General features: G+C 42.2%; 9 protein-coding genes. All 9 read right to left on the bottom strand.

Features of this window, described 5'->3' with window-relative positions; translation table 11 throughout:
* Positions 1 to 556, bottom strand: a 556-nt coding sequence (pyrE, locus tag AC1DRF_RS10865; protein ID WP_477740725.1) for an orotate phosphoribosyltransferase, incomplete at its 3' end; no start/stop codon positions are given.
* Positions 553 to 1,275: an orotidine-5'-phosphate decarboxylase gene (gene pyrF / locus AC1DRF_RS10860; RefSeq protein WP_013058932.1), complete on the bottom strand. Its 723-nt coding sequence runs from the start codon at positions 1,273 to 1,275 to the stop codon at positions 553 to 555. The genes pyrF and pyrE, both read right to left, overlap by 4 nt.
* Entirely contained in the window at positions 1,247 to 2,188 is a 942-nt protein-coding gene (locus AC1DRF_RS10855; protein WP_477740724.1) for a dihydroorotate dehydrogenase, read from the bottom strand. Before AC1DRF_RS10855 ends, pyrF begins: the two co-directional genes overlap by 29 nt.
* Complete coding sequence (locus tag AC1DRF_RS10850) at positions 2,185 to 2,958, bottom strand: dihydroorotate dehydrogenase electron transfer subunit (protein ID WP_427075232.1); 774 nt, start codon at positions 2,956 to 2,958, stop codon at positions 2,185 to 2,187. The genes AC1DRF_RS10855 and AC1DRF_RS10850 overlap by 4 nt, the downstream gene beginning before the upstream one ends.
* The gene (carB, locus tag AC1DRF_RS10845; protein ID WP_477740723.1) at positions 2,955 to 6,167 is read right to left on the bottom strand and encodes a carbamoyl-phosphate synthase large subunit; all 3,213 of its coding nucleotides are present in this window, start codon (positions 6,165 to 6,167) and stop codon (positions 2,955 to 2,957) included. Before carB ends, AC1DRF_RS10850 begins: the two co-directional genes overlap by 4 nt.
* Complete coding sequence (locus AC1DRF_RS10840; protein WP_043976434.1) at positions 6,167 to 7,252, bottom strand: carbamoyl phosphate synthase small subunit; 1,086 nt, start codon at positions 7,250 to 7,252, stop codon at positions 6,167 to 6,169. Before AC1DRF_RS10840 ends, carB begins: the two co-directional genes overlap by 1 nt.
* Complete coding sequence (locus AC1DRF_RS10835; RefSeq protein ID WP_043976431.1) at positions 7,237 to 8,526, bottom strand: dihydroorotase; 1,290 nt, start codon at positions 8,524 to 8,526, stop codon at positions 7,237 to 7,239. The genes AC1DRF_RS10840 and AC1DRF_RS10835 overlap by 16 nt, the downstream gene beginning before the upstream one ends.
* Positions 8,489 to 9,427: an aspartate carbamoyltransferase catalytic subunit gene (locus AC1DRF_RS10830; protein ID WP_013058938.1), complete on the bottom strand. Its 939-nt coding sequence runs from the start codon at positions 9,425 to 9,427 to the stop codon at positions 8,489 to 8,491. The genes AC1DRF_RS10835 and AC1DRF_RS10830 overlap by 38 nt, the downstream gene beginning before the upstream one ends.
* Before the next feature lie 148 nt (positions 9,428 to 9,575).
* Positions 9,576 to 9,948, bottom strand: a 373-nt coding sequence (locus AC1DRF_RS10825; protein ID WP_477740722.1) for a solute carrier family 23 protein, incomplete at its 5' end; no start/stop codon positions are given.

The following is a 9,948-nucleotide window of genomic DNA, read 5'->3' as shown; positions in this document are numbered from 1 at the left end:
GGCTTACTGCCTCAATATCAATTAATTGTTTTGCAATTTCTTTTCGTAGTTTTGTCATCGCGTAATACAGCTGACGCGCTTTTTCCAGCTCATATGTAAAGATAGACACAACTCCAAGCACTTCACACCCCTGCGCTTTTAATGCATCGACTGCGGTAAACACACTTCCTCCAGTTGAAATCAAATCTTCAATCACAACTACTTTTTGACCTTTTGTTACTTTTCCTTCGATTTGATTTCCTTGGCCATGTTCTTTTGCTTTGCTTCGCACATAGCACATTGGAAGCTCTAGCGCTTCACTTACCCATGCTGCATGAGGGATACCAGCTGTAGCGGTACCGGCAATCACTTCTGCATTGGCAAAATACGTTTTAATTAAATGCTGCAGACCTTTTGCAATTTCTTTTCGCACTTTCGGGTAGCTAAGCGTTAGACGGTTGTCACAATAAATAGGTGACTTAATTCCAGAGGCCCACGTAAACGGCTCGTTTGGTTGAAGGCTTACTGCCTCAATATCAATTAATTGTTTTGCAATTTCTTTTCGTAGTTTTGTCATCGCGTAATACGCTCCCCTTTCCACTGCTGTAACATCTCATAATATGCTTTAAGCGGGTCTTTTGCTTTAGTAATAGAACGTCCAACGACAATGGCACTTGAGCCATATTCTCTCGCTAGCTGAGGTGTTGCCACACGGACTTGGTCATCTACTGAATCTGTGCCCATACGAATACCCGGCGTTACGGTCAAAAAGTCCTCTCCCGCTGCTTTTCGAATCGAAGGGACTTCATGAGTAGAACATACAACGCCGTCAAGTCCGCTTTTTTTAGCAAGCGCTGCATAATGCGTAACCACTTCTTGCATCGAATGTGTAATGAGCTGTTGCTCTTTTAGCATTTCATCAGATGTACTCGTTAGCTGAGTAACCGCAATACAATCCGGGCGCTTTTTGCCGGCAGCGGTTCCTAAGTCAAGTCCTTCAACGGCTGCTTGCATCATGTTCATTCCGCCCGCTGCGTGAACGTTAACCAAATCCACTTCAAGAGAAGCTAAAGACTTCATCCCTTGCTTTACTGTATTGGGAATATCATGAAGCTTTAAGTCTAAAAAGATTTGGTGGTTTTGCTCTTTTAATGCAGAAATAATGGATAACCCTTCTTTATAAAACAGTTCCATGCCTACTTTCACAAACAATGACTCTTGTTGAAAAGGCATTAAAAACTGCTGTACATCGTTAATTGATGAAAAATCAAGAGCAATGATTAACGGTTGCTTCACGCTTTTTCCAGCTCCTTCCAATACATTCTGAAACATGCTCGTATCCTAATGATGTTAATAGCCTTGGCAGTTCGTCAATGATGGTTGGACATACATACGGGTCAACAAAGTTTGCTGTACCAACCGCCACTGCACTTGCACCTGCATATAGGAACTCGAGTGCATCTTCAGCAGTTGTCACTCCGCCCATACCGATAATTGGAATGTTCACTTTTTGACTCACTTCATATACCATTCGAATCGCTACCGGTTTAACAGATGGGCCTGACAGTCCGCCTGTGCCGTTCGCTAAAACCGGCTGAGCTGTTTTCAAATCCAGACGCATCCCGAGAAGCGTATTGATCATCGTTAAGCCATCCGCACCGGCTTCTTCAACAGCCATTGCCATGTCTACAATATTGGATACGTTTGGTGATAGTTTAACATAAACTGGAACATTTGAAACATCTTTTACTGCTTTCGTTAAACGAGCAGCAATGACAGGATCTACGCCAAACGCAATTCCGCCTTCTTTTACGTTAGGACATGAAATATTCAATTCAAGTGCTTTTACATTTGATACGGTTGAAATTTCTTTTGCCACGTGCACATATTCTTCAATTGAAGCACCGGCTACGTTCGCGATAATCGGCACATCATATTGCTGAAGCCAAACGAGCTCTTCGTTCATTACTTTTTCTAACCCAGGATTTTGTAATCCAATCGCATTTAACATTCCTGCAGATGTTTCCGCTACGCGAGGAGTTGGATTGCCAAAACGAGTGTCCGCAGTAGTCGCTTTAATCATAATGGCTCCAATTGCATCAAGTGAATAAAATTGAGCATACTCACGCCCAAATCCAAAACAGCCGGATGCGGGCATAATTGGATTTTTCAAATCTAATCCTGGCAATGTCGTTTTTAGCATACTCATAGAAGCACCTCCCCTGCTTGAAAGACGGGACCGTCGCTGCAGATTTTTTTATACGCCGTAGAATCTTCACTTTCTCTGCATACACATGCAAAACAAGCACCGATTCCACAACCCATTCTTTCTTCTAAAGAAATGTAAAGCGGCTTGTTTGTATAATTATTTTCTAGTGCTTTTAACATCGGAGTTGGACCGCATGAAAACATAACGTCATATGAAAACTGCTGCTCGTCAATCACTGTTGTTACAAAACCTTTTGTTCCGTAAGAGCCGTCTACCGTTGCAATATATGTTTCTCCTAAAGCTAAAAACTCTCGCTCGTAAAATACGTCTGCTTTTGATTGAAAGCCTAAGACGTGAATAACCTGCACGCCTTTTTCACGAAGTCTTTTTGAAAGCTCATAGAGCGGAGGCACTCCAATGCCTCCCCCTACTAATAAAGCCGTTTGACCTGAATCTATCGCTTCCAATGGAAAACCGTGGCCAAGCGGACCTAACACGTCGATCGACTGTCCGGCTTGTTTTTCGGCAAGCAGCGATGTTCCCGCCCCTTCTGAACGGTAAATCATCGTAAATTGTTCGTGCGTTTGGTCAATTTCTGCAATACTAATTGGTCTGCGAAGCAGCGGCAAATAGTCGTTGTTGACGCGGATATGCACAAACTGCCCCGGCTCATTCATGAAACGAACAAGCTCGCCTTGAAGGGTTAATTCATATACATTGTGTGTTAACGGTCGCTGACTGACGACTTGCATCATTTCATGTTTGATCATACGGTTGTCACCTCTTTAGTTGGACGAACTTTTTTCATTGGTGTTGTATGGAAGCTGATCGTTTCAAGCACTCGTAAAATCGCTTCTGCTGTATCAAGTGATGTTAAGCAAGGTACACCATTTTCAACTGCTTCACGGCGAATTTTAAATCCGTCACGCGCAGGCTGTTTTCCTTTTGTTAGCGTGTTGATGACAAGCTGCGCTTCACCTTTTCGTATCACATCTAAAAGATTGTGATCTTCATGATGAATTTTATTTACTACTTTTACGCGAATGTCTTCTTTTGTAAACGTTGAAGCTGTTCCTTCCGTTGCAATCACCTGGTAGCCGATGTTAGCAAAACGCTTCGCAAGCGCTGTTGCCTCTTCTTTGTCTTTATCCGCTACTGTCATAAGTACTGAACCGTACGGCTTAATGGACATACCTGACGCAATTAGTCCTTTATATAATGCTTTTTCGTACGTTGAATCTTGCCCCATTACTTCTCCAGTAGATTTCATTTCAGGTCCAAGCGTAATATCTACGMGACGCAGCTTTGCAAATGAGAAGACCGGCACTTTTACGTAGACACCTTTTTCTTCAGGGTGCATGCCTGATTCATAACCAAGCTCTCGCAAACTTGTTCCTAAAATAACTTTTGTTGCGACATTCGCCATCGGAATACGCGTAATTTTACTTAAGAACGGCACCGTACGGCTTGAACGAGGATTTACTTCAAGAACAAACACTTCTCCTTTTGATAAGACGAACTGAATGTTGAGCAGTCCAATAATGTTTAAGCCTTTTGCAATACGTGTTGTGTAATCAATGATTGTATCTTTTACATCCTGTGACAGAGTTTGCGGTGGATATACAGCAATGGAGTCACCTGAGTGTACACCGGCGCGCTCTACATGTTCCATAATCCCTGGAATAACCACTGTTTCACCGTCTGAAATGGCATCGACTTCAATTTCTTTTCCAGTTAAGTAGCGGTCGATTAACACAGGGTGATCAGCGTGTACTTTTACCGCGTGTTTCATATAGTGAAGCAGTTCTTCTTCTTTATATACAATTTCCATTGCGCGTCCGCCTAGTACATATGAAGGTCGTACAAGCACCGGATAACCAATTTCTTTTGCCACAACCACTGCTTCTTCTACGGATGTAACCGTCTTTCCAAGCGGCTGAGGTACTTCTAAACGTGCTAGCGTCGCTTCGAATTTTTTACGATCTTCCGCTGCGTCTAAGCTTTCAAGCGACGTTCCTAAAATCTTGACCCCTCTTGCTTCTAGCTCGTCTGCTAAGTTGATTGCTGTTTGACCACCGAACTGTACAACCACACCTTCTGGTTTTTCTAAATCGATGATATGCATCACATCTTCAATCGTCAGCGGCTCGAAGTATAATTTATCTGAAATACTGAAGTCAGTTGATACTGTTTCTGGATTGTTATTGACAATAATCGCCTCGTATCCAGCTTCTTTAATCGCCCACACGGAGTGAACTGTTGCATAGTCAAACTCAATTCCTTGCCCGATGCGGATTGGTCCTGACCCTAACACTACAACGCTTTTACGATCTGTAACAATCGATTCGTTTTCATCTTCAAACGTGCCGTAGAAATATGGTGTTGTAGATTCAAATTCAGCTGCACATGTATCTACCGTTTTGTACACTGGCATCACGCCATTTTGTTTGCGGAAGTCATATACTTCACGCTCTGTTTGATTCCATAGCTTAGCAATCGTGCAGTCTGCAAATCCCATTTCTTTTGCTTCCTGTAAAACTTCTACGTTATGAATCTCTTCTTTTAACACATTTTCAAAAGCAATCACTTTTTCAAGTTTTACTAAGAAGAAGAGATCGATTTTGCTCCACTCGTGAATTTGCTGAATCGTTACGCCACGGCGAATCGCTTCTGCGATGTAGAATAATCGCTCATCACCAGCTTTGCGAATACGTTTTTCAATAATTGCATCATCAAATTCATGCGCATCTTTCAGCTCTAAGTGATGAACGTTTGACTCTAGTGAGCGTACGGCTTTTAAAATTGACTCTTCGAACGTGCGGCCAATTGCCATTACTTCACCTGTTGCTTTCATCTGTGTACCTAGTTTACGATTAGCTGATTCAAATTTATCAAACGGCCAGCGTGGAATTTTAGATACGATGTAATCTAGTGCCGGTTCGAAACATGCGTATGTCTTCCCAGTTACCGGGTTCATCATTTCATCTAATGTTAAGCCTACCGCAATTTTTGCTGCTAATTTTGCAATTGGATACCCTGTTGCTTTTGATGCTAAAGCCGATGAGCGGCTTACGCGAGGGTTTACTTCAATTACGTAATACTGGAAGCTTTCTGGATCTAGTGCTAGCTGAACGTTACATCCGCCTTCGATTTTAAGCGCTCGGATAATTGTTAGTGACGCATTTCTAAGCAGCTGATACTCACGGTCGCTTAGCGTTTGGCTTGGTGCTACAACAATTGAATCTCCCGTATGAATACCGACCGGATCAAAGTTTTCCATATTACATACTACAATCGCATTATCGTTTGCATCGCGCATTACTTCATATTCAATTTCTTTAAAGCCTGCAATGCTTTTCTCAAGTAAGCACTGTGTTACAGGACTGTGTTTTAATCCACTTGTTACAATTTCAATCAACTCTTGCTCGTTGTTACAAATTCCGCCTCCCGTACCGCCAAGCGTATAAGCAGGACGCACGATTACCGGATAGTTTACTTGTTCAACAAACGCATACGCTTCGTCTAGCGAATGAATGATTTCACTTGCTGGGACAGGCTGATTTAGTTCATTCATTAGTGAACGGAACTGCTCACGGTCTTCAGCTTGTTCAATCGCCGATAATTTTGTCCCGAGAATTTCTACATTAAATTCTTCTAAAATACCCGTTTCGTGTAATTCTACCGCTAAGTTCAATCCCGTTTGACCGCCAAGCGTTGGAAGCAGTGCATCAGGGCGTTCTTTACGAATAATTGAGCTTACAAATTCAACCGTTAGAGGTTCAATATATACTTTATCTGCCATTTCTGAGTCTGTCATGATTGTTGCAGGATTGGAATTCACAAGAATAACTTTGTATCCTTCTTCTTTTAGCGCAATACACGCTTGCGCTCCTGCATAGTCAAACTCTGCCGCCTGTCCGATGACGATTGGTCCTGATCCGATTACGAGAATTGTGTTAATATCTTGACGTTTTGGCATTAGCAATTACCTACTTTCTGATTGTTTTTCATAAGATTCATAAATTCGTTGAACAATCCGTTTGCATCTTCAGGTCCCGGTGATGCTTCAGGGTGATATTGAACCGTAAATGCCGGATATTCTTTATGCTTTACTCCTTCAACTGTTCCATCGTTAAGCGCAACGTGCGTCACTTCTAATGGCGTGTTGACAAGAGATGGCTCACATACTGTATAGCCGTGGTTTTGAGATGTAAGAGCTACTTTATTGGTTTTTAGATCCTTTACAGGATGGTTGGATCCACGATGACCAAATTTCATTTTTTCTGTATCTGCTCCGCATGCTAGCGCAAACAGCTGATGTCCTAAACAAATTCCGAAAAGAGGAACCTTTCCTAAAACCCCTTGAATCATCTCGATTGCTTCAGGTACGTCTTTTGGGTCTCCAGGTCCGTTGCTCAACATGATGCCATCTGGATTTAATTGAAGAATTTCTTGCGCAGTTACGTTATAAGGAACCACAATCACGTCGCATTGACGAGCTGTTAATTCACGTAAAATTCCGTGTTTCATTCCAAAGTCAACGAGTACCACTTTTTTACCTCTGCCTGGGCTTGGATAAGGCTTCACTGTTGATACTTTTTTAACTGAATCAGTCGGAAGTTCATGATTTTGAAGCTGTGCTACCACTTCTTCTACATTGACTTCCATGTTACACACGCGTCCGCGAAGCGCACCGTGCTGACGAATTTTTCTCGTTAATTTTCTCGTGTCGATTCCAGCTAATCCTGGAATATCTTTTTGTTTTAAAAATTCATCTACTGATAGTTCGCTTCTGAAGTTTGAAGGAGCATCACAAATTTCTTTTACAATCAAACCGTGTACAGCTGGTTCAATCGACTCAAAGTCATCGCGGTTAATACCGTAGTTTCCGATTAAAGGATATGTTAATGTCACAATTTGTGCACAGTATGATGGATCAGATAGGATTTCTTGATATCCTGTCATTCCCGTGTTGAAAACAACTTCTCCTGTCATTTCTTTGTCGCTGCCGAATCCTTTTCCGATAAATACTGTTCCATCTTCTAAAATTAGTTGACGTTGCATGCTTTAACATCCTCCCATACTCGTTTACCTTCTACTAATGTCATTACCGGCCAACCTTTGCATACCCAGTTAGCAAACGGCGTATTTTTACCTTTTGATACAAATTCTTCTGGATTAATTGCTTTTTCCGTTTCAAGATCAATGATAGTTAAATCTGCTGTTTTCCCTACTTCGATGGTGCCATAGGGAAGGTTGAACGTGTCAGCAGGCTTGTTTGTTAAATATGATACTAGCTGCTCTAGCGTCATTACTTCTTTTAATACTAAGTTTGTATAAAGAAGCGGGAAAGCTGTTTCAAGTCCCACAATCCCAAACGGCGCAAGCTCCATGCCTTCTGCTTTTTCGTCCGCTGTGTGCGGTGCATGATCAGTGGCGATAAAATCAAGCGTTCCGTCTAATAAAGCTTCAATTAATGCCTGTTGATCATCTTTTCCTCGAAGCGGCGGATTCATTTTAAAGTTTGAATCAAGCCCAGGGATGTCTTCCTCATTTAGCAGTAAATGATGAGGCGTTACTTCTGCGGTTACGCGAATGCCTGCTTTTTTTGCATCCCGAATGGCGCGAATGGATTCTTTTGTACTTACGTGACACACATGGTAGTGACAGTTTGCTGCTTCAGCAAGCAGTACATCTCGTGCAATTTGAACGGCTTCACAGATAGAAGGAATACCGTTTAGTCCATGTTCTTTTGCAAATTTTCCGTCGTGGACGCAGCCTTTGTTGATTAAATCATTATCTTCACAGTGTGCAACGATTGCTTTATTTAATGAAGCGGCTTTCTTCATCGCTTCTAGCATCATTCCTGTTGACTGAACGCCTACTCCATCATCTGTAAAAGCAAATGCGCCCGCTTCTTTTAAGCCTTCAAAGTCCGTTAGTTCTTTTCCTAATTGGCGAGTGGTAATCGATGCGTATGGCAATACGCGAACATGTGCTGTTTCTTCAATACGCTTGTTTACCCACTCCATTTGTTCAACCGTATCCGGAACCGGACGCGTGTTTGGCATTGCAGCAATTGCTGTAAAACCGCCCTTTGCCGCTGCTAGAGTACCCGTTTCAATCGTTTCTTTCTTTTCTCCCCCTGGCTCGCGCAAGTGAACGTGGACATCGATTAAACCCGGTGATAAGAAGTTCCCGCCTGCATCAATGACTTCTTCATTCTCCACGTCGATGTGTGAAGCTATTTCAGCAATTACACCATTTTCAATTTTCAGTTCGACTTGTTCAATTTTTCCTTCATTTAACCATGTAGCATTTTTGATAATTGTTGTCATTATTAAGTCCCCTTTCAATTGGTTGTAGCGCTCTTGCTAATACTGCCATGCGAATGTACACGCCATTTTGCATTTGTTTAAAAATTCTTGATCGTTCACATTCAACGAGCTCATCTGCAATTTCCACTCCTCTGTTTACAGGAGCTGGATGAAGGATAATGCTATGTGATTTCATTTTCCGCTCTCGTTCAACGGTTAATCCGAAGCGACTGTGGTAGTTTTGTGCAAGCTCTGAAGTGTTCTCTTCATGCCTTTCAAATTGAATACGCAGCAGCATCACAACATCGACCGTTTCGATTGCTTCATCGATATCAAGATATGTACCGTGTCTGTTCTCTTCATCTTTCCATTCTTCAGGTCCCGCAAAATATACGGTCGCCCCTAGTTTTGTCAGCATTTCAGCATTCGATCTCGCTACGCGGCTATGTCGCAAATCTCCGACTATTGCGACTTTTAATCCTTTAAACGAGCCGAACTCTTGGCGAATCGTCAGTAGATCAAGCAGACACTGAGTTGGATGCTGACCGCATCCGTCTCCTGCATTAATGATGGGAATCGATACTTTTTCCTGCAGTGCTTCATAATAACGATCTTGCGGGTGGCGAATAACAACTGATTGAACGCCGATTGAAGCTAATGTTTCAATCGTGTCATAAAGCGTTTCTCCTTTTTGGACGCTTGAAGTTGTTACTTCAAACGGAATTGTTGTTAATCCTAGCTGCTGTTCTGCCATTTCAAAGCTGCATCGAGTACGCGTGCTCGCTTCAAAAAATAAGTTGGCAACAAACATTTTCTCTTCCGGTTTCCATCCTTGTTTATTCGTTCGATAGTTTTCAGCGCTGTCTAAAATCTCTAGAATTTCATTTGTTTCTAGTGTTGAGACTGTCACTAAATGTTTCATATCGATTCCCTCCATTTTTGCTTTCCTCGCATTTCTTTATAAAAAACACCCTTTCTAACTTAGAAAGGGTGTAAGAAAACAAGCTTCGTCTATAACGCGCTTTTCACACACCCTTAGAAACCTCTCTGGATTTCAATTAAAAGGCGTTCTATGAAATTTTTCGTGCTGACGTTTCTTGAACGTTTTCTGCTTCTTTTATCTTCTCTTTCGGCAGAACTAGATTCAGCAGAACTCCCATGATAGCAGACAGTGCCATGCTATCAACCTTTACATGTTCTGAGATATCTAAGTGTGCTCCTCCGATTCCTAACACTAAGATAATCGAAGCAATCATTAAGTTTCGTTTTGATCCAAGGTCTACCTTTGCATCCACCATCATGCGCAAGCCTGATGAAGCAATGATTCCGAATAAGAGAATTGAAATCCCGCCCATGACCGGCGTTGGTATACTTGAAATGAGAGCGTTGATTTTGCCGACAAACCCGAACAAAATCGCGAAGACTGCTGCTCCTGCTATCACA

The sequence above is a fragment of the Priestia sp. P5_B4 genome (assembly GCF_056400385.1).
This window is presented reverse-complemented; position numbering and strand designations above follow the sequence as displayed.

What these genes read in the sequence shown, in the direction of transcription:
- AC1DRF_RS10855 (WP_477740724.1), bottom strand. Translation starts at nt 2,188, where the DNA reads ATGAGTATGCTAAAAACGACATTGCCAGGATTAGATTTGAAAAATCCA.
- AC1DRF_RS10850 (WP_427075232.1), bottom strand. Translation starts at nt 2,958, where the DNA reads ATGATCAAACATGAAATGATGCAAGTCGTCAGTCAGCGACCGTTAACA.
- AC1DRF_RS10840 (WP_043976434.1), bottom strand. Translation starts at nt 7,252, where the DNA reads ATGCAACGTCAACTAATTTTAGAAGATGGAACAGTATTTATCGGAAAA.
- AC1DRF_RS10835 (WP_043976431.1), bottom strand. Translation starts at nt 8,526, where the DNA reads ATGACAACAATTATCAAAAATGCTACATGGTTAAATGAAGGAAAAATT.
- AC1DRF_RS10830 (WP_013058938.1), bottom strand. Translation starts at nt 9,427, where the DNA reads ATGAAACATTTAGTGACAGTCTCAACACTAGAAACAAATGAAATTCTA.